Origin of the sequence: Mycobacterium sp. (genome assembly GCF_035633495.1) — a bacterium.
In the GTDB taxonomy this organism is placed as follows: domain Bacteria; phylum Actinomycetota; class Actinomycetes; order Mycobacteriales; family Mycobacteriaceae; genus Mycobacterium.
Genome location: NZ_DASQEU010000101.1, coordinates 12,007 through 35,328 on the forward strand (window position 1 = coordinate 12,007; position 23,322 = coordinate 35,328).

At 66.5% G+C, this 23,322-nt stretch carries 20 protein-coding genes, 1 tRNA gene and 1 pseudogene; 11 read left to right on the forward strand and 11 right to left on the reverse strand.

Translation table 11 applies throughout. The features are described 5' to 3' along the window. Positions 1–34 precede the first annotated feature (34 nt). Entirely contained in the window at positions 35–2,827 is a 2,793-nt protein-coding gene (gene aceE, locus VET27_RS15610; protein WP_526519663.1) for a pyruvate dehydrogenase (acetyl-transferring), homodimeric type, read from the reverse strand. Between the two features lie 221 nt (positions 2,828–3,048). On the opposite strand from aceE, the gene VET27_RS15615 reads away from it, so the two are divergent. The 4 genes from VET27_RS15615 (at position 3,049) to VET27_RS15630 (ending at position 4,651) form a co-directional block, all read left to right on the forward strand. Further along, positions 3,049–3,555, forward strand: coding sequence for an Rv2240c family protein (locus VET27_RS15615; protein ID WP_526519665.1), 507 nt, complete (start codon positions 3,049–3,051; stop codon positions 3,553–3,555). 84 nt (positions 3,556–3,639) lie between these two features. After that, the gene (locus VET27_RS15620; RefSeq protein ID WP_526519667.1) at positions 3,640–4,062 is read left to right on the forward strand and encodes a DUF3052 family protein; all 423 of its coding nucleotides are present in this window, start codon (positions 3,640–3,642) and stop codon (positions 4,060–4,062) included. Positions 4,063–4,065: 3 nt separating this feature from the next. After that, a complete protein-coding gene (locus VET27_RS15625) occupies positions 4,066–4,530 on the forward strand; it encodes a peroxiredoxin (RefSeq protein WP_526519669.1) in 465 nt (154 codons plus the stop codon). A gap of 46 nt (positions 4,531–4,576) precedes the next feature. Continuing rightward, positions 4,577–4,651, forward strand: a tRNA-Val gene (locus VET27_RS15630). Between the two features lie 73 nt (positions 4,652–4,724). On the opposite strand, the gene VET27_RS15635 is transcribed toward VET27_RS15630, so the two are convergent. From VET27_RS15635 to VET27_RS15650, 4 genes are all read right to left on the reverse strand, one after another. After that, entirely contained in the window at positions 4,725–4,955 is a 231-nt protein-coding gene (locus VET27_RS15635; RefSeq protein ID WP_526519671.1) for a hypothetical protein, read from the reverse strand. Between the two features lie 613 nt (positions 4,956–5,568). Next, a complete protein-coding gene (locus VET27_RS15640) occupies positions 5,569–6,003 on the reverse strand; it encodes an SRPBCC family protein (protein ID WP_526519673.1) in 435 nt (144 codons plus the stop codon). Continuing rightward, positions 6,003–6,836, reverse strand: a complete 834-nt coding sequence (locus tag VET27_RS15645; RefSeq protein ID WP_526519675.1) for a lysophospholipid acyltransferase family protein — start codon at positions 6,834–6,836, stop codon at positions 6,003–6,005. The genes VET27_RS15640 and VET27_RS15645 overlap by 1 nt, the downstream gene beginning before the upstream one ends. 62 nt (positions 6,837–6,898) lie before the next feature. Next, a complete protein-coding gene (locus tag VET27_RS15650) occupies positions 6,899–7,780 on the reverse strand; it encodes a 2-oxo acid dehydrogenase subunit E2 (protein WP_526519677.1) in 882 nt (293 codons plus the stop codon). Between the two features lie 504 nt (positions 7,781–8,284). Here VET27_RS15650 and adhE point away from each other — a divergent pair. After that, a complete protein-coding gene (gene adhE, locus VET27_RS15655; protein WP_526519679.1) occupies positions 8,285–10,930 on the forward strand; it encodes a bifunctional acetaldehyde-CoA/alcohol dehydrogenase in 2,646 nt (881 codons plus the stop codon). Then, positions 10,920–11,357 carry an SRPBCC family protein gene (locus VET27_RS15660; RefSeq protein ID WP_526519681.1) on the forward strand — a complete coding sequence of 146 codons (438 nt, stop codon included), beginning with the start codon at positions 10,920–10,922 and terminating at the stop codon, positions 11,355–11,357. The genes adhE and VET27_RS15660 overlap by 11 nt, the downstream gene beginning before the upstream one ends. A 480-nt stretch (positions 11,358–11,837) precedes the next feature. Here VET27_RS15660 and VET27_RS15665 read toward each other — a convergent pair whose 3' ends face one another. Beyond that, a complete protein-coding gene (locus tag VET27_RS15665) occupies positions 11,838–13,448 on the reverse strand; it encodes a WS/DGAT domain-containing protein (RefSeq protein WP_526519683.1) in 1,611 nt (536 codons plus the stop codon). Positions 13,449–13,578: 130 nt separating this feature from the next. Between VET27_RS15665 and glgX the strand changes: the two genes are divergently transcribed. Then, entirely contained in the window at positions 13,579–15,672 is a 2,094-nt protein-coding gene (gene glgX / locus VET27_RS15670; RefSeq protein WP_526519685.1) for a glycogen debranching protein GlgX, read from the forward strand. A 350-nt stretch (positions 15,673–16,022) separates the two neighbouring features. Here glgX and VET27_RS15675 read toward each other — a convergent pair. After that, positions 16,023–16,325, reverse strand: a pseudogene (locus tag VET27_RS15675) (ANTAR domain-containing protein); the annotation flags it as partial. 319 nt (positions 16,326–16,644) lie between these two features. On the opposite strand from VET27_RS15675, the gene VET27_RS15680 reads away from it, so the two are divergent. After that, positions 16,645–17,619 carry a cobalamin biosynthesis protein gene (locus VET27_RS15680; protein ID WP_526519687.1) on the forward strand — a complete coding sequence of 325 codons (975 nt, stop codon included), beginning with the start codon at positions 16,645–16,647 and terminating at the stop codon, positions 17,617–17,619. Here VET27_RS15680 and VET27_RS15685 read toward each other — a convergent pair. From VET27_RS15685 to VET27_RS15695, 3 genes are read right to left on the reverse strand one after another with little or no spacing between them, the layout of a single operon-like run. Next, entirely contained in the window at positions 17,573–18,397 is an 825-nt protein-coding gene (locus VET27_RS15685) for an SURF1 family cytochrome oxidase biogenesis protein (RefSeq protein ID WP_526519689.1), read from the reverse strand. The genes VET27_RS15680 and VET27_RS15685 overlap by 47 nt on opposite strands. Further along, positions 18,397–18,891 carry a low molecular weight protein-tyrosine-phosphatase gene (locus tag VET27_RS15690; protein ID WP_526519691.1) on the reverse strand — a complete coding sequence of 165 codons (495 nt, stop codon included), beginning with the start codon at positions 18,889–18,891 and terminating at the stop codon, positions 18,397–18,399. Before VET27_RS15690 ends, VET27_RS15685 begins: the two co-directional genes overlap by 1 nt. Next, the gene (locus tag VET27_RS15695; RefSeq protein ID WP_526519693.1) at positions 18,884–19,531 is read right to left on the reverse strand and encodes an HAD-IA family hydrolase; all 648 of its coding nucleotides are present in this window, start codon (positions 19,529–19,531) and stop codon (positions 18,884–18,886) included. Before VET27_RS15695 ends, VET27_RS15690 begins: the two co-directional genes overlap by 8 nt. 134 nt (positions 19,532–19,665) lie before the next feature. On the opposite strand from VET27_RS15695, the gene VET27_RS15700 reads away from it, so the two are divergent. The 3 genes from VET27_RS15700 to VET27_RS15710 are packed head-to-tail and all read left to right on the forward strand — an operon-like array spanning position 19,666 to position 22,639. Further along, complete coding sequence (locus VET27_RS15700; protein ID WP_526519695.1) at positions 19,666–20,799, forward strand: Nif3-like dinuclear metal center hexameric protein; 1,134 nt, start codon at positions 19,666–19,668, stop codon at positions 20,797–20,799. Then, a complete protein-coding gene (locus tag VET27_RS15705) occupies positions 20,796–21,533 on the forward strand; it encodes a zinc ribbon domain-containing protein (RefSeq protein ID WP_526519697.1) in 738 nt (245 codons plus the stop codon). Before VET27_RS15700 ends, VET27_RS15705 begins: the two co-directional genes overlap by 4 nt. Continuing rightward, entirely contained in the window at positions 21,530–22,639 is a 1,110-nt protein-coding gene (locus tag VET27_RS15710) for a bifunctional RNase H/acid phosphatase (protein WP_526519699.1), read from the forward strand. The genes VET27_RS15705 and VET27_RS15710 overlap by 4 nt, the downstream gene beginning before the upstream one ends. Here the strand turns inward: VET27_RS15710 and VET27_RS15715 are convergent. Continuing rightward, positions 22,614–23,234 (reverse strand): TetR/AcrR family transcriptional regulator, encoded by a 621-nt coding sequence (locus tag VET27_RS15715; RefSeq protein WP_526519701.1) that lies wholly within the window; start codon positions 23,232–23,234, stop codon positions 22,614–22,616. The genes VET27_RS15710 and VET27_RS15715 overlap by 26 nt on opposite strands. Between the last annotated feature and the right edge of the window lie 88 nt (positions 23,235–23,322).

Below are 23,322 nucleotides of genomic sequence, written 5' to 3' on the forward strand. Positions count from 1 at the left end.
CCCGATTTCTAGTGGATTCCTCCAATGGCGAGGTTTACGCGCCAGGGCCCGGGTCGGAGGTCTGCACCGGCGCGGCCATGACGTCGTCGATCTGATACTGCCTGGCGGCGGCGATGGCGACCGACGGATCGATCTCTCCGTCGCGGGCCAGCGCCTCCAGCACCGCGACCACCACCGACTCCGCGTCGGTGTTGAAGTACCGGCGCGCGGCGGGCCGCGTGTCGGAGAAGCCGAAGCCGTCGGTGCCGAGCGTGACGTACGTGTTGGGCACCCACGGGCGAATCTGCTCGGGGACTGCCCGCATCCAGTCGGATACCGCCACGACCGGTCCAGCGGTGGATTCGAGCGCCTTGGTGACGTACGGAACGGCGGCGGGCCGTTCCGGGTGGCGCAGCAGTTCCTTCTCGACGGCCACGCCGTCGCGGTTGAGCTCACCCCAACTCGTCACCGACCACACGTCGGCGGCGACGTCCCACTCTGCCGCGAGTAGGTCCGCGGCCCGCAGCGCCTCTGGCATCGCCACGCCAGAGGTCAGGATCTGCGCGACGTTGGTGCGCTTGTCCTTCGACGCCCGGTAGCGGTACATCCCGCGGAGCAACCCTTCGGGGTCGAAGTTCTCCGGCTCCGCGGGCTGCACGTACGGCTCGTTGTAGATGGTGATGTAGAAGAAGACGTTCTCGGCGTTCTCGCCGTACATCCGAGACAGCCCGCTCTCGACGATGTAGGCGATCTCGAAGGCGAAGGCCGGGTCGTAGGCCACGACCGCGGGATTGGTGGCGGCCAACAGCATCGAGTGTCCGTCGGCGTGTTGCAGACCCTCGCCGGTCAGCGTGGTGCGTCCCGCGGTCGCGCCGAGCACGAACCCACGGGCCATCTGGTCCGCGGCCGCCCACAACCCGTCACCGGTGCGCTGGAAGCCGAACATCGAATAGAAGATGTAGATCGGGATCATCGGCTCGTTGTGCGTCGAGTACGACGTGCCGACCGCGGTGAAGGACGCCGTCGAGCCTGCCTCGTTGATGCCCTCGTGCAGGATCTGCCCGGTTTCACTTTCCTTGTAGGCCAACATGAGTTCCGCGTCGACGGCCGTGTACAGCTGTCCGTTGCGGTTGTAGATCTTGAGGCTGGGGAACCACGAGTCCATGCCGAACGTGCGCGCCTCGTCCGGAATGATCGGCACGATCCGCTTGCCGATCTCCTTGTCGCGCAACAGTTCCTTGAACGTGCGGACGGTCGCCATGGTGGTGGCGACGGCCTGGGTGCCCGAGCCCTTCTTCAGCAACTTGTAGGCGTCGCGACCGGGGAGGGGCAGCGCCTTCGACTTGTTTCGCCGGGCGGGCAGGAATCCGCCGAGGGTTCTCCGTCGGTCCAGCAGGTAGCGGATCTCGGGCGCGTCGGGCCCCGGGTGGTAGTACGGCGGCAGGTACGGGTTCTCCTCGAGCTGGGCGTCGGAGATCGGGATGCGCTGAGCCTCCCGGAAGTCCTTGAGGTCCTGGAGCGCCAGCTTCTTCATCTGATGCGTGGCGTTGCGGCCTTCGAAGTGCTTGCCCAGCGTGTAGCCCTTGATGGTGTGGGCCAGGATCACCGTCGGCTGACCCTTGTGCTCCATGGCGGCCCGGTAGGCGGCGTAGACCTTGCGATAGTCATGACCACCACGCTTGAGGTTCCAGATGTCGGCGTCGGACATTTTGTCCACCAGCGCCTTCGTCCGCGGGTCGCGGCCGAAGAAGTGGTCGCGGACGTAGCCGCCGTCGTTGGCCTTGTACGTCTGAAAGTCGCCGTCGGGCGTGGTGTTCATCAGGTTGACCAGGGCGCCGTCGCGGTCCGCGTGCAGCAGCGCGTCCCACTCGCGGCCCCACACGACCTTGATGACGTTCCAGCCCGCGCCGCGGAAGAACGACTCCAACTCCTGGATGATCTTGCCGTTGCCACGCACCGGCCCGTCGAGGCGCTGCAGGTTGCAGTTGATGACGAAGGTCAGGTTGTCGAGCCCCTCCAGGGCGGCGACGTGGGCCAAGCCGCGGCTCTCCGGCTCGTCGGTCTCGCCGTCGCCGAGGAACGCCCACACGTGCTGATCGGAGGTGTCGTTGATGCCGCGGTCGTGCAGGTAGTGGTTGAACCGCGCCTGGTAGATGGCATTCATCGGGCCGAGGCCCATCGACACGGTGGGGAACTCCCAGAAGTCCGGCATCAACCTCGGGTGCGGGTACGACGGGATGCCGCCACCGGGGTGGGAGTGCTCCTGACGGAACCCGTCGAGCTTGTCTGCGGTTAGCCGGCCTTCGAGAAACGCACGCGCGTAGATACCGGGCGAGGCGTGACCCTGGATGTAGATCTGGTCGCCCCCACCGGGGTGGGACTTACCGCGGAAGAAGTGGTTGAAACCGACCTCGTAGAGGGCCGCAGACGACGCGTACGTCGAGATATGCCCTCCCACACCGACTCCCGGCCGCTGTGCGCGGTGCACCATGATGGCGGCGTTCCACCGGATCCAGGCACGGTAACGCCGTTCGACGTCCTCATCGCCAGGGAACCACGGCTCCAATTCCGTCGGAATCGTGTTCACGTAGTCCGTCGACGTCAGAGCCGGAATCGCGACGCGCTGTTCGCCAGCGCGCTCCAGCAGTCGCAACATCAGATACCGCGCCCGGGCCGGTCCGGACCGTTCCAGCAGGGCGTCGAACGATTCGAGCCACTCGCTGGTCTCCTCGGGATCGATGTCCGGCAGGTAGGAGGCGACGCCTTCTCGTATCACGCGCACCCGGTCGGGTTCGCCTGCGGTGCCGGAGTTTTGGGCCAGGTCCTGGCGGGCGAACTCGGTGGTCAACTGCCGCTCCTTGATAGGCGTGATCGGGAGCTCGTGACCCCGTCCCACGTGACGTTCATCTTCATCTTCAGCGTCCTCTCCATCGTGCCCCCATCGTCCCGCACGTGCTCGGCCGGGGTTGGCATAGGAGAAATGAACCGGCGATGAATCGGGCCAAGCGGTACGGTCTGAAGACTGTGACGACTTGGGGCCCAGCACGGCGACTTCGAGTCGCCTGCCTCGTGACGGGCAGCCTCGCGGGCCTCGTCATGATCGTCGTGGGTTGCACGTCCATCACCCAGGGGTCCGCCACGTCCGACGGCGTCGCGGCACCCGAGTACCGCGCGTCCGTGGCGTCGTCGGTCGCGGCGTCCGAATCCGAGCGCCAGGTGGCGGTGACCAAGGCTGCCGTGCGCACCTCCTGCGATGCGCTCGGTTCGAGTAGCGATGAATCTGTCCAAGCGGTGAACGCGTATGTCGAGGCCTACAACAACGACGCCCCGGATGCGCCGGGCAAGGTCGGACCGGCCGTCGACTCGCTGAACCGCAGCGCTGACTTGGTCGCAGGAAGTCTGTCGACTCAGCTGTCGCCCGATCTGACCAGGGCCTTGAACGGCTGGGTCGACTCCGCGCGGCAGTTGGCGGGCGTGCTCGCACGGGACCCGGGGCCGGATGAGTTCAACGTCGCGATCCGCCAACTCAACGATTCAAAGACCGCGGCAGGGGCGGCCTGTGACGCCGCATATTGATCCTTCGGAGCGCCAGGCGTCGGGTGAAGGCCCAAGCCGTGCGACGATAGGTCAAAGCTGACACGCTGGCCGAAGGAGGAAACGGTGGTTGCGGCGGACTCGCCGAACTACGCCCGAAAGCTGGGCATCGAGAAGAATCAACTCGTCCAGGAGCTGGGCTGGGACGAGGACACCAACGACGACATTCGGTTCGACATCGAGGATGCATGCGGTGGCGAGCTTCTGGACGAGGACGCGGAAGACGTCATCGACGTGGTGCTGCTGTGGTGGCGTGACGACGACGGTGATCTCGTCGATCGCCTGATGGACGCCATCACACCCCTCGCCGAAGACGGCGTCGTGTGGGTGGTGACGCCCAAGACCGGTCATCCCGGGCACGTGCGCCCGTCGGACATCGCCGAATCCGCGCCGACGGCCGGTCTCATGCAGACCTCGTCGGCCAACCTCGGCGACTGGATCGCGAGCAGGCTGGTCCAGCCGAAGTCGAAGTCCGCGGGCCGGCGCTAGGGCGTGTTGGACGTTGGCGTACCGGCGCCCGACTTCACGCTGAAGGATCAAGACGGTCGACCCGTCACGCTGAGCGCCTTCCTGGGCGCGAAGGACGTGTTGTTGGTGTTCTTTCCGCTTGCCTTCACGGGCATCTGTCAGCGCGAGCTGGACGAGATCCAGAACCATCTGGCGGACTACGTCAACGACCGCACCCAGACTCTTGCGGTGTCAGTAGGGCCACCACCGACGCACAAGGTCTGGGCCAAACAGAGCGGCTTCACGTTTCCCGTCCTGTCGGACTTCTGGCCGCACGGCGAGGTGGCGCAGGCGTACGGAGTGTTCAACGACGACGCCGGGTTCGCCAACCGCGGGACCTTCGTGATCGACCGTGCCGGCGTCGTCAGATCGGCCGAGATGAAGGGTCCGGGGGAGCTGCGCGATCAAGCGGTATGGGTGGATGCACTCGCAGCCTTGCGGGACCGCTGACGGGATTTCCCGTCGCGCCTCGTGGCCGTGTAGCCTGCCCGAGCACGGGCGTGTAGCTCAGTGGTAGAGCTCTGGTTTTACACACCAGCGGTCGTGGGTTCGATCCCCTCCGCGCCCACCATCATTTACCCAGCTCAAACATCGAACCAGTCAAATCGCCCGAACCCCCGCTGTGCGAGCAATGTGCCCACGACTCAGCCGCCCGGCGACGGCAGCGGTCCCGCTTCGGGACGCCTGGGCCGCTGCCACATCACATGGAACTCCGCTTCGCCCTTCAATGCGCGGTCCATCGTCTCGGGTACTGCCACCGTTGCGTTCGGGTTCGGGCCGTAGCCGACGAAGTAGGAAAGCCCGGACGGTGGGGCCACGCGGCGGGTGTTGTGCTCGAGGATTCCCGACGCCCCCGATATTTCGGGTTCGGCCAAAGCCGTTCGTCGATGAGCGGTCCGAACACGTCCCAGGTGTTGGCGAACTCGTTTGGTGAGACGGCAATGCGCGGGAACGTCGGCGCGATCGCCACCAAGTGCGGCAGGCTCGGGTCGCGCTGGCGCTTCTTCCGATCAATCGAATGGCGCAGCGAGTCGAGAGCGTCGTTCCTGTCGTCGTCGCCAATGCACGGGTTGATGGAGTTGCCAAACATCTGCCCGACGTTGGGTCCGGCGGCGAAGGGCATCCCAGTCGATGTTGTCGGGGTCCGGGAAGTGAAGCATCGGACGCCAGGCTGCTCGGATCGGTCGCGGTGCTGCGCCGTCGGTGGTCAAGATTTCGCCGGACTCGGTGTCGCAAACCCGGGCGCTTCGGTCCAGCGCTATTGGCTGGAGCCGCCCGACGTTCTCACGAGCTTGTCACAACGGGGTGCGAATGCCGTGAATCGGTGGGGCACGACGTGGGACTGTTCCCACTGCTCAGCGCAATTGCGGGGTCAGCACGGTACGCCCGAAAATCACCCCCGGTTGACCTCGAGACAAGTTGTAGCCGGTCTGCGCCTGAGTCACACCGACACATGGAAGAGGCTCTCGTTTTCGCGTCGTGTCTGGTCTAAGGCTGCACGAGGCGTTGAAGGTTTTTTAGGCTTTCTGAGAGTGAGCGGCCGACTTGGCGGGCCGCAAGGCGGTCGGCGATCAAGCCAAGCAGCCCGCCATCCGAGTGGTAAGCAAGCCGGAATGTGACGAGGGTTCGGCCCGGCCCAGCGTCGCGCAGCCGGAAGCGGCCGCGTTGGGTCACGCCGGTGATGTTGATCCAGGCCAGGTCTCGCGCCTTGTCGAACTCCACCACCTCGGTGATGCCACCCACCGGTATCGAGCCGATCCTCCACAACACGGTGTAGCGCGACCCGACCCCCAGCGGGCCTTCGGTGATGGTCTCCCACCGCTCCAGGTGAGGCAGCAAAGACGGGTAGCAGCCCGGGTCGCCGAGCACCTTCCACACGGCGTCGCGATCCGCGCCGACAAAGATCCGGCGTTCGACGCGCATCAGCCGATCACCGGGAATCGACGTTCGGCGGCCAACCGATCCACGCCGGCCTGCAGGCTGGCCACGACCTCGTCATAGACCGCCTGGTCGTCGTCGGTGACCTCGATCGGCTCCTGCACCTCGATGACGATCTTCGCCGGCAGCGGGATGTGGCCCAACCAGTCAGTGATGTTCAAGCCCCACGGCAGCGCTACGGAGATCGGCATGCTCTTGAGTCGCAGCACCTTGTCGAGCATCAGCAATCTGGCCAGCCACTGCCCGCGTCCGAGGAACAACGCGGTTTCCTGGCCGCCGACGCTGGCGACCGGAACGATCGGCACAGCGGTCTCGCGGGCGAGTCGCACGAAGCCTTTGCGGCCACCGAGGTCGACGAGGTGTCGCTGCCATGACGGGCGGTACACCTCGTAGTCGCCGCCCGGATACACCAACACGGCGGCGCCGGACTCGAGCGCCAGCCGGGCGTTGTCGGGACTGGCCGCCACAGTGCCGAACTTGCGAAGCCAGCCCAACATCGGGTAGACGGCGACAAGGTTGTGCACGAGTTGGTAGAACGGCCGCTCGACACCGAAGTAGGAGCTGAACGCCAGGGTGAACACGAAGGTGTCCGGGGGAACGTTGCCGCCGCTGTGGTTGCCCACCAGCAGCACCGGTCCGTCCGCAGGAACGCGATGCAGTCCACCAACGTCGGCCCGGAAGTACAGGGAGGCGAGCATCCACAGGCCGGGCAACTGGTCTCGGATGTAGTCCGGGTCGCGCTGGTCCAGATCCGCCTTGGGAACCCGGGCGATGAGCTGCTGCTTGGCCCAGCCCAGGACGTTCGCCACACCCGCCATCGCTCCACCCTGGCACAGGTGGCCCGATTCAGCGGTGGTGTCACAGTCTGGGATGTCAGCGATCATCCGATCGCTGCAGCACTGGTACGTCGTACCGGGAGCGCAGGAGGCACTGGGTCGATGGCGGCGGGATCAGCCAGATACTCGCGGAAGATGCGGGCCATCGTCGCCGCCTGGTAGCCGTCGACGAACCGGTGGTCAAGATTGATCGTCAGGGGTAGCACCGGACGCACGACGGGTCGACCGTTTCGCGCCAACACCTTGTCTGTCACAGCGCCGACCAGGATCGTGACCGGCACGTGGCAGAAGGTCGGCACCGGGGCAGAGGCGCTGTCCAGGCCGTAGGTTCCCACATTGCTGACCAGTACCGAGCCGTACGGTCGGGCCTCGAGGCCAATAAGCGGAATGGGCAGCTGGAGGCTCTCGGTGATGAACCCGATGCCCTCCATCACCGGGCGCAGCAACAGCGGCGGCAGCCCCTTGACCAGGGCCTTGGTCTGCTTGAACTGGGGGTCACGGTCATGGCGGATGCGGTCGGCACGATCGGCGAGCTCCTTGGCGATCACCCAGGGCGGCTTCTCGTTGACGCGGCGCACCACGGCGCCCGAGAGGTCGGTTCGGGCTGCTTCGATTCCGGACACCGGATCTGTCCGCAGCGAGACAACGAAGAAGCAGTCGATGGTGGGGGAGGGCAGGAAGCTGCCGAACACGACCCGCCCGTTGAGCCCCGGCAGGGCTTCGAAGACCTTGCCGGCAGCCCTGCCCACGAGGTCCACCGGGGTCACGTGCTGGTCGGTGGCGACACGGACTTGGTCGACGTACTTGAGCAGCGCCGCGGCTTCGATGTCCATCGTGGCCGAAATCGTCGGGTCTGTCCGGGGACGCCAGGTTGCCATGGCGATCTTCCGCCACACCGAAAAGGCGATGGAGGTGGCCTCGGTCATCGAACACTCCTCTGCTCGGGCCACGCAATCGGGCTCTAAAGCCCCCTACGCGGCTACTTCCTGATCCTTCGACTAGAGCCCGCGTAAGGCCAGAGGACAAGGTCACTGTGTCGGCGGCGTAGCGGGGTCGACGGTGCTGCTGGGAAAGCGATCAACATGGTGACCACCGCTCGGAGCACCGTGAACATGCCGGCTAGTTCTCGACGACGGACCGCGAACTGTCCGTCGAGGCCTGCGACCTGACGCCGAGCATGAAGCTTACGGCGCGGGATCGTTGTGCAGAACTCACGGATGCCATCGAATGCCTTCTGCGCCTGATTGTCGAGTAGGGTCCCGGCGCGCATTGCGGCAATCCGCTGCCATGTCGCCCAGGTCTTGTCACACTGATCGCGTGGGCGTGCGCATGCCGGCCGTGTCAACAGGCAGTGCCGGCGGCGCGGACTCGCCCGACCCCGAGGTTTTCGGGTCGCCGGGCGGGGCTCATGCCAATTCCATGGGGTGACTATGACTCAGTCCGAGGTCCGACCCGAATCGATGCTGCGAGCTTCCGTCGCCGGGCCACCGGAAGCGGGTGAAGTACGCGACGACCGCATGGACCGGGTCGATGCAATGGTTGACACCGCTGAGGCTGCCAGTCGCGCCTTCCGCGAACTCGATCAAGGGCAGGTCGACGCCATCGTCGAAGCCATGGTGCGCGCGGGTGTCCGTGCGGCCCCCGAGCTGGCGGCGTTGGCTATCGAGGAGACCGGTTTCGGTGTCTTCGAGGACAAGGTCGTCAAGAACTACGTGGCCACCGAATTCCTTTCCGACTATCTGCGGGAAAAGAAGTCCGCAGGTGTGATCGATGAGGACGTCGAGCGCAGCATCGTTCATGTCGCAGAGCCGATCGGTGTCGTGCTCGCCATCACCCCGGTGACCAATCCGACCTCCACTGTTCTCTACAAGTCGATCGTCGCCGCCAAGACCCGCAACGCCGTGTTGTTCCGCCCGTCGCCGATAGCGGTGCGCTCGTGCCAGCGGAGTGTCGAGATCCTGCGCACCGCAGCCGAGTCAGCCGGCATGCCGCCGGGAGCGCTGCAGGTGATACCCGATGCCGCGCGCGAGGTGACGCATTACCTCTTCAAGCATCCGAAGGTCGACTTCATCTGGGTCACAGGCGGATCGAAGATCGTTGCACTCGCGAATGCCTCCGGGAAGCCCGGGCTGAGTGTCGGTCCGGGCAACGCCCCGATCTACATACACAGGACGGCCGATGTGAAGGGGGCGGTCGTTGACATCTTGATCTCGAAGACCTTCGACGCTTCGGTGATCTGCCCGGCGGAGCAGACCTGCATCGTCGACCACGAGGTGTACGACGAGATGGTCGCCGAGTTCGTGCGCATGGGTGCCCACCTGCTCAGCGACGAGGAAGTCGACGCGCTTGCCGAGTTTGCCTTCGGTTGCGGCGAGACGGTCAATCGCGAAGCATTGGGACAGCAGGCGCCCGAACTCGCTGCGCGGGCGGGCTTCACCGTGGACCCCGCAGCGAAGGTGCTTCTCGCACCACTGCCGGCGAATCTCGAGGAGCTCGCCGAGCATCCGTTGGTGCAGGAGAAGCTGATGCCCGTCCTCGGCCTGGTGCGAGCCCGCGATGTCAGGCACGCCATCGACGCCGCCGTCCTCGTCACCGAGCACGGTGGGTTGGGCCATACGTCGGCGATCTACGCCAACGACCAGGCGGTGATCGACGCGTACAGCCTCGCGGTGCGCACCGGACGGATCCTGGTCAACGCCCCCACTGCGGTCGGTGCGCTCGGCGGCATCTACAACAGCCTCACCCCGACGTTCTCCCTCGGGTGCGGGACGTGGGGCGGATCGAGCACGACCGAGAACATCAACTACCTGCAACTGCTCAACATCAAGACCGTCTCGAAGCGGCGCACCCCGCCGCAATGGTTCCGGGTCCCGTCCAACATCTACTTCAACGCCGGAGCGCTGGAGAACCTTCGAGACGTCGACTGTGACGTGGTCGTGGTCATTACCGATGCGCAGAGCGAGTCGCGCGGGGTGGTCGACCAACTGCGGCGCAACCTGCGGGCCCGTCACCTACAGGTGTTCAGTGAGGTAGAGCCGGAGCCGGACGAAACCACCATCCTCCGTGGCGTTGCGCTGCTTGAGCGAGCCCGCCCCGGGGCGATCGTCGCCGTCGGCGGCGGTTCTGTGCTCGACGCGGCGAAGGCCATGCGGCTGTTTTACGAGCACCCGGAAATGAGCCTGGAGGATCTCACTCTGCCATTCCTGGATCCGCGGAAGCGGGTCGCCAACTTCCCGCGCGACGGGCACAAGGTCCAACTGATCGCGGTTCCCACGACATCGGGCACCGGGTCCGAGGTGTCGCCGGCCGCAGTGCTGACGGTCGGGGACCGGAAGGAAACGCTCGTCGACTATTGCCTCCTTCCCGACACCGCGATCGTCGACCCGATCCTGACATTGTCGATGCCACCGTCGTTGACCGCCGACACCGGTATCGACGCGTTGACGCACTCCCTGGAAGCCGTCGCGTCTATCTTCGCTTCGCCGTACACCGACGCCTTCTGCGTCCAGTCGGCGCGCCTTATCTTCGATGCACTGCCGAAGGCGTACGAGAACCCGGCCGATTTGTCCGCACGCACCGACATGTCCAACGCGGCGACTCTGGCCGGACTCGCGTTCTCGAACGCATTCGTCGGGACGAACCATGCCCTCGCGCATGCGGTCGGCGCAAGGTTCAAGATTGCCCATGGCCGGGCCAATGGTGTGTTCCTGCCGCATGTGCTGCGCTATAACGCAAGCCTCCCAAGCAAGTTCATGCCGGCGCCGGGGTATTCCTCCTACGTTGCGCCGGAGAAGTACGCGCAGTTGGGAGCAATACTGTTCGGAGGCCACGAGCCGGAGGAGAGCCGCCGTCGACTGTTCCAGAGGGTTGAAGATCTGCTCGATCGGTTGAACATGCCGCGCTCGTTGAGGCAGATCGGCATCTCTGAGGACGAGTTCCTCGAAGCACTGCCGCAGCTGGCGATGACGGCCTTCCAGGACCTCAGCAACCGCACCAACCCGCGGATGCCGTTGGTCAGCGAGATCACCACGCTGCTTCGGCTCGGCTACTACGGAGACGGTGATCATGCCCACTGACTCCGCGACGAAGACAGTGCACATCCAGGCGCCGTTCGCCGACGTTCTGGCGACCATCCGTGATGTGGAGAGCCAGGTCGAGTGGATCCCCGAGATCCTGGAGGTCGAGTTACTTGAGGCGTACGAGGACAGCGACTTGCCGGCGACGGCCCGGTTCAAGGCGTCGGCGACCGTCGGCACGGACAGTTACACGTTGTCCTACGAACACCAGGACGATGGCATGAGCTGGACGATGGTGAAAGGAAAGCTGCAGACGGGACAGGAAGGCCACTACACGCTCGAAGAGTTGGCACCCGGAAAGACGTCGGTGACCTACGAGTTGACCATCCACCACAACCTGCCGCTTCCCGGCTTCATTCGGAACCGAGTGATCAAGGGTCTCGTCGACAGCACGTTGACCGGACTGAAGAAACATCTCGAGACCTAGCTGTTCCTCGGCATCGTCGTGCCCGGATTAGTTCAGTTCCAACGCCGCTGCCAGCGATTCACCCTCCGCGGCAATGATTTTCGCGCGCTTCTCCAGGATCTGCCGGATGCTGGCGTTGATCACTTCGGTGTCCGCCAACGTCTCGTCGAGGGTGTGCTGGCCGAAAACATTGCGCAGCCAAAATCAGCGCGCCACGACGATGACCGCACTGACGACGGCGACGACGACGTTCATGTCCACTCCTCAAGGGGAATTCGCCATCGATGGGTTGAGGTTGCCGCTTTGAATCGAACCGTGCGGCCGAGGGTAATCACCCTCACAAGTGCCAAAGGTCCTTGCTATGACCGCTGTTCGTCGATCCGGGGGAGGTGCTGGCCCAACGCAACCAGGTCGACGTGTACTGCCGGACAGGCGATTTGGCGAGTTTCGTGCCCCGGCGCGACCGGAGCGCGCCTGTTTCGGGTCGGCCGCCGAGGGCGTTCAGCGGGTGACGCCAGGGGTGGCTGCGAGTAACCGGTCGAAGGCCGCGGCGAATCCGTCGACCACCGTCTCGTGGTCGGGCACCAGATCCTTGTCGCAGGCGATGCCCACGGTGACCTTGCCGTCGTAGCTGTAGATCGTGAAACTCATCGGCTGGTTGCCTGATACGGGTGCCCAGCCGGCCATCGCTTCCACCTTGCTACCCGCCAGATACACCGGCATCGGGGGACCTGGCACATTCGTGAGCGTCCCCAGTGTCCGGTTGGTGAACAGGTCCACCGACGCCTCGTACAAACCGCGGTTCAACCCTGCGATGGCCTCCTGCAGGCGGAACGCCACGCCCGCCTCGTGGCCGTGTTTGATCCGGTCCATCCGGCGCTTGACCACGGCAAGAACCTGGCGGGCGTCAGACTGATCCGTCGGCAGTTCGAGCTGCACGAGGGCGAACTCATTGCCGAGGCTGTCGGGCAGCGACAGGTCGATCGGCTTCAGGTTCACAGGAACCATGAAGGCCACCGACGAGCAGCGGGCGTCGTGGGCCTCGAGGTAGTCACGCAACGTCCCGGCCACGCTCGTCACCAGCACGTCGTTGACCGTGCAGCCGTACGCCCTTGCCACCGCCTTCACCTCGGCCAGCGAGACCGGCTCGGACCACGCCACGCCCTTATCGTGGCCGGCCGTACCCGTCCAGAGCGTCGAATCGTTACGGGTGCCCAGCAGCAGCTTGCGGATGGTGTCCACGTCACCAGGCGCGGCGGAGAACATATCGACCAGCGGCCCGCCCCCCGGCACCGCGGCCCGCACAGTCGAGCCCACTGAGCCCGCGACATCCGAGGCCGTCGCCAACGCCGATGTGATGATCGTGTGTCCTGCCCCGACCGGGTTCCGCAGCGCCAGTCGACCGAAGTCGGCTGCGCGACCGATCATCCGGGGCAGCTCGCCCGCGACCTCGACCACCTCACCCGCGACGTCCGTGACCCGTCCGAACGGGTCGCTCAGCGTCTCACCGATGAACGACACCGCGCCCTGCGTCGCCTCCGCTACCTTGGCGGCTCCCGACCGCGCCCGGCGAGTCATCGGCTGCCCCGGCGGGTGGGGCCGGGCCGAATGCTGCTCGACGCCAGGGCCCAGGATGGGACCGCCCTCGGGCGCCGCGTCGAACAGGCTCATCGCCAGCTCGACCATCCGCATGCCGTCGGCGATGGCGTGGTGTGTCCGCAGGATCACGGCGCTGCCGCCCCGGTAACGGTTCACCCAGATGGCCTGCCACAAGGGCCGGCCACGGTCGAGCATCTCGGTGCGGTGGCTCGCCACGAGCGCCTGCAGTTCACGGGCGTCGTCGGGGTCCTTCAGGTCGACGACCGTGACGTGCGCCCCGAAGTCGAAATCGTCGTCGAGCTCCCACCACCACGAGCGGTCGCGGTCCTTGACCGCCAGGCTGCGGAACACGGGGTAGCGGGTGCTGAGGCGTTCCTCGGTGACCTGGCGGACCCGGCTCCAGTCGAGCGGTTCGGCCGTCCAGATCACCGAGTCGACAACCATGAGGTTGTTGGGCCGGTCCATTTCCAGCCACAGCGCGTCCTGGACGCCGAGCGGGCGTCGGTCGGCCATTGTGCACCTCCGACAAAGCGGTCGACCGCGAGCCGGGCGACCGCGGCACGTTCCATGATCATGCGCTCGGCAAGGCTTCAGATCAGCCCAACGCCGATCTTCGAGCCGCACTCGGCTCACAATGAAAGGCATGGACCTCGGTCAGAGCGTGGCCTCGGGTCGTCCCTCTCCGCAGGGTGCCCATCGGGTCGACGGCGGCACCAACTTCTCGGTGTGGTCGCGCACGGCGGCACAGCTCGACCTGCTGCTCTTCGACGATGTCGATGACGCGCGGCCGTCCCGAACGATCCCGCTGGACCCCGTCCGGAACAAGACGTCGTACTTCTGGCATGTGCTGGTGCCCGAAGTGGAGCCGGGACAGGTCTATGTGTGGCGCGCCAACGGCGACTTCGATCCGGCTGCGGGCCTGCGGCACGATGCGTCGGCGTTGCTGCTGGATCCCTACGGCGTCGTGGTGACGGTGCCGACCGGCTATGACCGGATGGCCGGCACGCGGTCTGGGCGGGATCCGCGCACGGCGATGAAGAGTGTGGTCGCCGATCTCTCGGTATACGACTGGGAAGGCGACGTCCCTCTTGCGCGGCCCTTCGCGCGCACTGTCATCTACGAACTTCATGTCCGGGGGTTCACCGCCCATCCCAACAGCGGGGTGGACCGGCACCTCGCCGGCACCTACGCCGGCCTGGTGGCCAAGATCCCCTACCTGCGCTCCCTGGGGGTCACTGCGGTGGAGCTCATGCCCGTACAGGCGTTCGACCCTCAGGACGCGCCACCGGGGCTGGTCAACTACTGGGGCTACAGCCCGGTCACCTTCTTTGCCCCGCACGCGGCCTACGCCTCCACCCGCGAGCCCCTCGGTGCCTTGGACGAGTTCCGCACCATGGTCAAGGAGCTCCACCGAGCCGGTATCGAGGTGATTCTGGATGTGGTCTTCAACCACACCGCCGAGGGCGGCGCCGCGGGACCCACGTTCTGCTGGCGTGGGCTCGACAACCGGGCTTACTACCTGCTCGACCCGGCGGACCAGGCGACGTACCTGGACTACACCGGATGCGGCAACACCATCAACGCGAACCACTCCGTGGTGCGTCGCATGACCGTCGACGCGCTGCATCACTGGGTGGACCAGATGCACGTGGACGGCTTCCGCTTCGACCTCGCCTCGGCCATGGCGCGGGGCACCGCTGGCTCTCCGATGGCCGACCCGCCGGTCCTGTGGGAGATCGAGAGCGACCCCGTCCTGGCCGGCACCAAGCTGATCGCCGAGGCCTGGGACGCCGCAGGCCTGTATCAGCTGGGGTCGTTCGTCGGTGACCGTTGGCGCGAGTGGAACGGGAAGTTCCGTGACGACATCCGCCGGTTCGCCCGCGGTGACCGCGGCACCGTGGCGCTGCTGCCCAATCGCCTGCTCGCCAGCCAAGACCTGTTCGGCGGTCGGCCCGCCGAGGTCGAGCACAGCATCAACTTCGTCGCCTGTCACGACGGATTCACCCTCAACGACCTCGTCTGCTACGCGCACAAGCACAACGAGGCCAACCTCTCCGACAACCAGGACGGCACGGACGACAGCTACTCCACCAACTGCGGCGTCGAAGGGCCTTCCGAAGACCCCACGATCGAGGCCATGCGCACCCGTTTGGTGAAGAACCTGCTCGCCATCACCTTGATCGCGATGGGCGTGCCGATGATCGGCATGGGCGACGAGGTCCGCCGCACCCAGCGGGGCAACAACAACCCCTACTGCCAGGACAACGAAATCAGCTGGTTCGACTGGTCACGGACGGATCAGTACGCCGACATCCGCCGCTTCGTACGGGAACTGGTCGACGTACGCCTCGAGTTGGACATGACGCAAGTCATGCACGGGCTGCCGCTGAGGGAGTTCCTGGCGCGTTCGCTGGTGGAATTCCACGGCGTTCGACTGCATCAGCCCGACTGGTCGAAAGACTCTCACACGCTGGCACTCACCGTGCGGAGCGTGATCGGGACGCGGATGGTGCACGCGATCCTCAACAGCTATGAGCATCCCCTCGACTTCGAGCTCCCCCCGGTCGCCAGCCCGGCCCTGCCGTGGCGCCGTGTCGTGGATACCGCCCTCGAACCCCCCGACGACATCGCCGATCTCGAGAGCGCACCACCGGTCCGGGCCGCCACCTACCGGGCGGACGCCCACTCGGTGGTTCTGCTGTGCGCCGACCTCCACGACACGCTGGCCGCGCCCTAACCGATAGCGGGCAAATGGCTTTGCCCATAAGACCAACGTCCGTTCGCCGTGTCCTAGCGGTGTCCTAAGACTCTCCATCACCCGCAAATACCCCATGGACACATAGACATCGGAACAGCCTGCCGACATTGACGATTCGTCGCGCTAGACGCGCGAACACAGACCGGCACATCCGGTCTCACACCGGCAGTGTGGGGGTCAGGGGGCCGACGCTGCGGGAACGGACTGGACGCCGACCAGACCCTGAACTGGACTTTTCGAGACGTAACAGCACGCTGTCATACGCGCTGGACGGTCAGGCCTGGTTTTACACACCAGCGGTCGTGAGTTCGATCCCCTCCGCGCCCCCCTCATCGCAAGGCTATGCACGGGTCTTGGATTGGCCGTTGCGTTGCCGTGCCGCGAGCGATCCGCTGGTGCGCGGTGAGCAGAAGTCTGTCGTTGGTGATGCGGCTCCGTTGTGGAGTCGTCTTGGCGAGTTCGGCCATGTCCTTGGCGATCTGTTCGGCAATGAGGCGGAGCTTCACGTTGTGCTGCTGGGATTGCCAGCGCAACAGGTCGAATGCCGCATCGGCGTCGATGCCGTAGATGAACATGAGCATGCCCTTGGCTTGCTCGATGACCGCGCGCTGCTCTGCGATTTCGCGGACGGCTTCATAGATCTCCCGCCGATCTGCGGACAGCCCCGAGCCATCGATCGGATCCGGCCCACCGGCTTCGGTGCTCATCTGCCTCTCCCTCGCGAACAACGATCCATGTTGTCCTGGGCCGGCAGACGGGCCATGTCCATCCGTCGCCTGGGTCTAGGGCAACCATTCAGAACGTCCTGCTCGAGATTGCCCCGAACCTGACGAGGCTGAGTACCCGCCGAGACCCTCACCTACACGCATTCATCGGGCCAGCTGATGAGGGCGAGTGGCACTGCTTCCTCCTCCGTGGGGCCGGCTGCGGTGCTCGTGAGACGCTGCCGGAGTGTTCGAGTCCTCGAGCCGCGGTCGGGCGGTCGGTCTTGCGGCGGGTTGTCTCGCCGACCTGCTGCTGGCCGATCCGCGCCGTGGGCATCCGGTGGCGGCGTTCGGTACCGCCGCGTCGGCCCTGGAACGGCTGACCTACTCGGACGTTCGAGCGGCCGGCGTGGCGCACACGGGCGTGCTGTTCGGTGGGCTCGCCGCGCTCGGCGCCGTGGCCGACTCCGCGGCCGCTCGACGCGGCCCTGGCTGGACCGCGGCGGTGACCGCCGTCGTCACGTTCGTCGTGCTGGGTGGGACGTCTCTGTCGCGCACGGGTGCCGAGATGGCTTCCCGGCTGGAGCACGGCGACGTCGAGGGGGCACGCGCGCTGGTGCCGTCCCTGTGCGGGCGCGATCCCGCGTCACTGGACGAGGCGGGCATCGCTCGAGCCACCGTCGAGTCGGTCGCCGAGAACACCTCGGACGCCCAGGTCGCGCCACTGTGGTGGGGTGCGTTCGGCGGGGTGACCGGGTTGCTGATCTACCGGGGGGCCAACACCTTGGACGCGATGATCGGTCACCGGTCACCGCGCTACGCGCGATTCGGCTGGGCGGCAGCACGATTCGACGACGTCGCAAACTACCTGCCGGCCCGCGCGACGGGGATCCTGGTTGCGGCGTGTGCCCCGGCGGTCGGAGGCTCGCCGCGCGCGGCCCTGGCGGCCTGGCGCCGAGACGCGGCCCGGCATCCCAGCCCCAACGCCGGCGTGGTGGAGGCGGCGTTCGCCGGTGCGCTGGGTGTTCGGCTGGGCGGCGCCACGCAGTACGCCCATCGGCTCGAGATTCGGCCGACGCTGGGGGAGGGTCGTGCTCCGGAGTTGGCCGACATCGCCCGGTCGGTACGGCTCTCACGCGCCGTTCAGGCGGGGGCTGCCGTCACCGCCGTGCTCGTCACGGCCGTCTGCCGTAGCGGTCGGCGAGCTTCTGCTCCGCGCTGAGCGGCGCGGTCGACGCGGCCCGCGAATCGGTCTGAGCCTTCTCCCGGCGGCGCTGTTTGACCTCGGCGAAGACGAAATACCCCACGCCGATCGGCGCGATGATCCCGAACGCCATCCACTGGATGCCGTAGGACAGGAAGGGGCCCGCGTCGAGGTGGGGCAGGCCGATGACGCCGAGACCGCCGGGCTGACCGTCGACGAGCTGGAGGTATGACCCCGCCAGCGGCACACCCGTCACCTGGGCGACCTGGCCGGTGTTGATCGAGTACACCTGCTGGACCCCGTCCTCCCGGAACGGGTCCTTGCCGGCGGCGACGAGTTCGGAATCGCGCAGCCGTGCGGTGATCGTCACGGTGCCCGTGGGTGGTGGGGCGAAATCGGGCACCTCCGTGCCCCGCTCGGGCTTGACGAAGCCGCGGTCGACGAGCACGGTGGGGCCGCCGTCGACGTGGAACGGCAGCAGCACCTCGTACGCCGGGTCGCCGTCGATTACGCGCAGTCGCGCGAGCACTTGTGCGTCGGGCTGGTATCGGCCGGTGGCGGTGACTTGGCGCCATTGCTCGCCGGGCGCCGATGAATCCTGTTGCGGCAGAAAGGTCGTCACAGGTACTGGCGCCTCGGACAGTGACTCGGAGATCTGGGTGTTCTCGCGCGACGTCGTCGTGTTCTTGCCGAGCTGCCACGGCGCCAGCACGGTGAAGCACAGGTAGGCGAACGCAATCGCGACCACGTAGAGCGCCAGCCACTGCGGTTTGAACATGAACGCGAACCGGCGCATCAGCTGGCCACCCCACGTTCCGCGAGTCGTTCGTCGACCCACTCGTGCAGGCCGGGCAGCGACGCTTCAATGACTTCGAAGGTCTCCTCGTAGTCCTCCATCGACCCGTAGTACGGGTCCTCGACGTCCAAGGGATGGGCGGCCGACCGCGGATAGAACGAGCGCATCATGCGGATCCGTGTCGGCGGCACCCCGAGATCCCGCAGGATGCGTACGTGGTTGCGGCCCATGGCGATGACCATGTCGGCTGCCATGTGATCGTCGTCGACCTGCGCGGCGCGGTGCCACGTCGGATAACCGCGCTCTCGCAGCACGTGGCCGGTGCGTTCGTGGGTGGGATCACCCACGTGCCAACTGCCGGTGCCCGCACTGCTCACCCGCACCACGTCGGCCAGACCGCGCCCTGCGATCTGGTGGGCGAACATCTTCTCCGCCATCGGAGACCGGCAGATGTTCCCCGAGCAGACGAAGGTCACGTGCAGCTTGCTAGACACCGAGCACCTCCCGGAGATCGTCGATCGTCGCCACGTGCAAGTAGGCGCTTATCGAGTCGGGACCATCGAAGTCCGAAGCGCCGTAACCCCATTCGACGACCACCGTGTCGATGCCGTGCGCCGCGGCACCGTCGACGTCGTGGGAGCGGTCACCGACCATGAGCACCCGCTCCGGCAGCGGGCCCAGTTGAGCCAGCGCGTGTGCTACCACGTCGGCCTTGGAAGAGCGGGCCCCGTCGGGACTGACACCAGCGATCACCTCGAAGTGGCCATCGATGCCGAAGTGCTCGATGATCCGCTGGGCCGTCGGTTCGTTCTTCGACGTGGCGACCGCCAGGCGCACACCCGAGGCACGAAGATCGGCCAACAATTCGGGGATTCCGTCGAACAGGCTGTTCATCGCCCAGCCCCTGGTGGTGTAGTCGGCCCGGTAGGCGGTGAATGCCTCGTGTGCCCGGTCGCCGAGCCCCATCGACGTCAGCGTGTGATGCATCGGAGGTCCGACGACGAGGCCCGCGAGGTCGCCATCGGGCACCGGGGCGCCGATCTCACCGAGGGCGTGCCGGAAGCTCGCGACGATCCCCGCGGCAGAATCGGTGAGCGTGCCGTCGAGGTCGAATATGACTAGCTGGGGGCTCACCGTTCCATTGTCTACTGTCTTGTTGTGGGCAGTCTTTCCCGGTCGTCGGATGCGCAGGACTTCGCGGTCCACGTAAGGGCCGCAGATCCGGCATCGTGGCTGGTAGAGCGGCTCGGGTCGGGATGGGTGCCGCTGTGAGCGCGCGTTTGTCCGACGTCATCGAGGTGCTGGAGCGTGCGTACCCGCCCGCCCTGGCGGCGGATTGGGACTCCGTCGGTCTGGTCTGTGGTGACCCGTCGGACAGGGTCGAGTCCGTGACGATCGCAGTCGACGCGACGTCCGCCGTGATCGCCGAGATGCCGGACCGGGGACTGCTCCTCGCGCACCACCCGCTGCTCCTGCGCGGCGTCGACACGGTGGCGGCGAACTCGGCGAAGGGTGCCATTCTGCACCGGCTGATCCGCGGTGGCAGTGCACTGTTCACTGCCCACACCAACGCCGACTCGGCATGCCCGGGGGTGTCGGACGCGCTCGCCGAGACGCTCGGACTCATCGTCGAGGACGTCCTCTCGCCAATATCCGACGGCATCCGGTTGGACAAGTGGGTGGTCTACGTCCCCGCCTCGAACGGAGCGGCCGTGCGCGAGGCGATGTTCGATGCCGGTGCGGGCGAGATCGGCGACTACTCCCAATGCAGTTGGACCGTGGCGGGCACGGGGCAGTTCTTGCCGCACGAGGGCGCATCCCCAGCCATCGGTACGGTCGGTGAGGTCGAGCACGTGGCCGAGGACCGCATCGAGGTCATCGCGCCCGCGCGGCTGCGTCGCGCGGTTCTCCGTGCGATGCGCGGTGCGCACCCGTACGAGGAGCCAGCCTTCGACGTACTGGCGCTCGCACCGTTGCCATCAGACGTGGGCATCGGTCGCATCTGTGCGCTTCCGAGTCCGGAAAGTCTGTCGGCCTTCGTTTCTCGAGTGAAGCACCGGCTCCCCGCGACCTCGTGGGGAGTGCGGGCCGCAGGCGATCCAGACGCGCTGGTGTCACGGGTCGCGGTTTGCGGGGGAGCAGGTGATTCGCTTCTCGACACCGTGGCGGCCGCGGGCGTCGACGTCTACCTCACCGCGGATCTCAGGCATCATCGGGCCGACGAGCATCTGCGCGCTTCGACCGTCGCGCTCGTCGACGTCGCGCATTGGGCGAGTGAGTACCCCTGGTGCCATCAAGTGGCCGCACTGCTGCGAACGAACTTCGACGATGCGCTCGAGGTGCGCATCAGCCCGGTCCGAACGGACCCATGGAACATAGAGAAGGACGCGAAGAGCTCATGAAAGCCGGAGAACTACAACAACGTTCGGTGCTCGAACTGGCCACGATCGATGCTGATTTGAGCCGACTGGAGCATCGCGCCAAACACCTCGACGAGCAGCAGCGGCTCGATGCCGTCCAGGCCTCCCACCGCGAGGCGAACGACGCACTCGCGGCTCTGGGGATCGCACTCGAGGACCTCGAGGGCCAGATCGCGAAGTTCGAGAGCGAGATCGACTCGGTGCGCAAGCGCGAGGATCGTGACCGTGCGCTGCTCGACGGTGGCACGGTCGACGCCAGGCACGTCGGCGAGCTGCAGCACGAGTTGGAGACGCTGCAGCGACGTCAAGGCAGCCTCGAGGATTCACTGCTCGAGATCATGGAGCGCCGCGAGTCCCTGCAGAACGATCAGGCAGTGCAGCTGAACCGAATCGACGACCTGCAAGGCGAACTCGCGGAAGTCAGGGCGGCACGCGACGAGGCGCTGGTGCTCATCGACCAGTCTCGGCACCAGGCGGTGTCCCGCCGCGACGAGTTGTCCGGCTCGCTGGACGCCGCCCTGGTGGCCCTCTACGAGCGTCAGCGGGCAGGCGGCGGCGCCGGAGCGGGCCGGCTGCAAGGCCGACGGTGCGGTGCCTGCCGCATCGAGATCGACCGCGGAGAGTTGGCCCGCATCGCGGCCGCGCCCGAGGACGAGGTGCTGCATTGCCCCGAGTGCTCTGCAATCCTGGTGCGCGTCAGGGACTTCAGCGAATGAAGGTCATCGTGGAGGCCGACGGCGGGTCGCGCGGCAATCCGGGACCCGCCGGTTACGGAGCCGTCGTCTGGTCCGCCGGCCGCGAACGCGTACTCGCCGAGAGCAAGGCGTCGATTGGACGCGCCACCAACAACGTCGCGGAGTATCGCGGTCTGATCGCGGGGTTGCAGGAGGCGGCCGAGATGGGCGCCACCGACGTCGTCGCACAATTGGATTCGAAGCTCGTCGTGGAGCAGATGTCGGGCCGCTGGCGCGTCAGGCATCCCGATCTGATCCCGTTGCGGCAGCGCGCGTTGGAGTTGGCACGCGCATTCGACGACATCACCTATAAGTGGATCCCGCGAGCCAAGAACGCACATGCCGATGGGTTGGCCAACGAGGCCATGGACGCGGCGGCGGAGGAGTTGGCAGATCGTGGGGTCGCCGCCACCGCGCCGGAGGCCAAAGCGGCAGAAGCGGTTTCGCCGGCTGGCTGGACCGGCGCCCGCGGTGCTCCGACCCGGTTCCTGCTGCTGCGCCACGGGCAGACCGAGTTGTCCGTGGCGCGCCGGTACTCGGGACGGGGGAACCCGCCGCTGACCGAACTCGGGCGGCGCCAGGCCGATGCCGCGGCCCGCCACCTCGGGCAACGAGGCGGGATCGCGGCAGTGGTCTCGTCACCCCTGCAGCGGGCGTATGACACCGCGACGGCCGCGGCGAAGGCCCTAGGTCTCGACGTCACCGTCGACGACGACCTGATCGAGACGGACTTCGGCGATTGGGAGGGCCTGACGTTCAGTGAAGCGGCGCAACGGGATCCGGGTCTGCACGGTCAATGGCTGCGCGACACCAGCGTGGCACCGCCCAGCGGCGGGGAAAGCTTCGACGCCGTGGCCCAACGGGTGCGTCGGGCGCGGACCAGGATCATCGCCGAACACGGCGAGGCAGCCGTTCTGGTGGTATCGCACGTCACGCCGATCAAGTCGATCCTGCGGTTGGCGCTCGACGCGGGTCCGGGCATCTTGTATCGCCTGCACCTCGACCTGGCCGCGCTGTCCATCGCCGAGTTCTATCCGGACGGGGGCTCGTCGGTGCGGCTGGTCAACCAGACGGCCTACCTCGAGTGAGGCTGGGCATCAGCACCTCGTCCACCAACGCACGCACCGTCTCGGCGGTCGGCGGCCGTCCGGGCATCAGATGACGGAACACCAGATAGCCCGGTAACACGTCCCAGACCTCGCCGCTGATCACCGCGGCGTCGATCTCCCCGCGGTCGGCTGCTTCGGTGAGCACCTGGGTCATCAACGACTTGCGTTGATGGACGAACTCGTCCTGCATCGCCGCACTCAACTCGGGGATACGTGACATCTCGGTCAACACGGCCCGCATGGTACTGGCGTGCTCGTCCGCCTGTTTGCACACCTGAGCACCGATTTCCAGCAGATCGCTGCGCAGCGAACCGGTGCGCGGCGCGACCGCTGACACCTGAGTCCCCTCGATGAACGCCGCTATCACCAATTCCGCCTTCGACGGCCAGCGGCGGTACATGGTGGCCTTGCTGGCCTTGGCTTCAGCTGCCACTGCTTCCAAGGTCAACCGGTCGTATCCGTGCTCCTGCAACAGTCGCAGCGTCACCGCCAAGAACTCGCACTCCCGCGCGGTCCAACGCGGCGTCGGTGACGCGGCATCGCAGGCGGAATCTGAGGTCACGCCGCCCACCATAGACCCCGTCCAGACGGCCAGCGGGGAGGTTCGTTGACAGCGGTTGCGCAGTCCTGTCCCGTACCGTACCGTCTTTGTTCGGATCGCC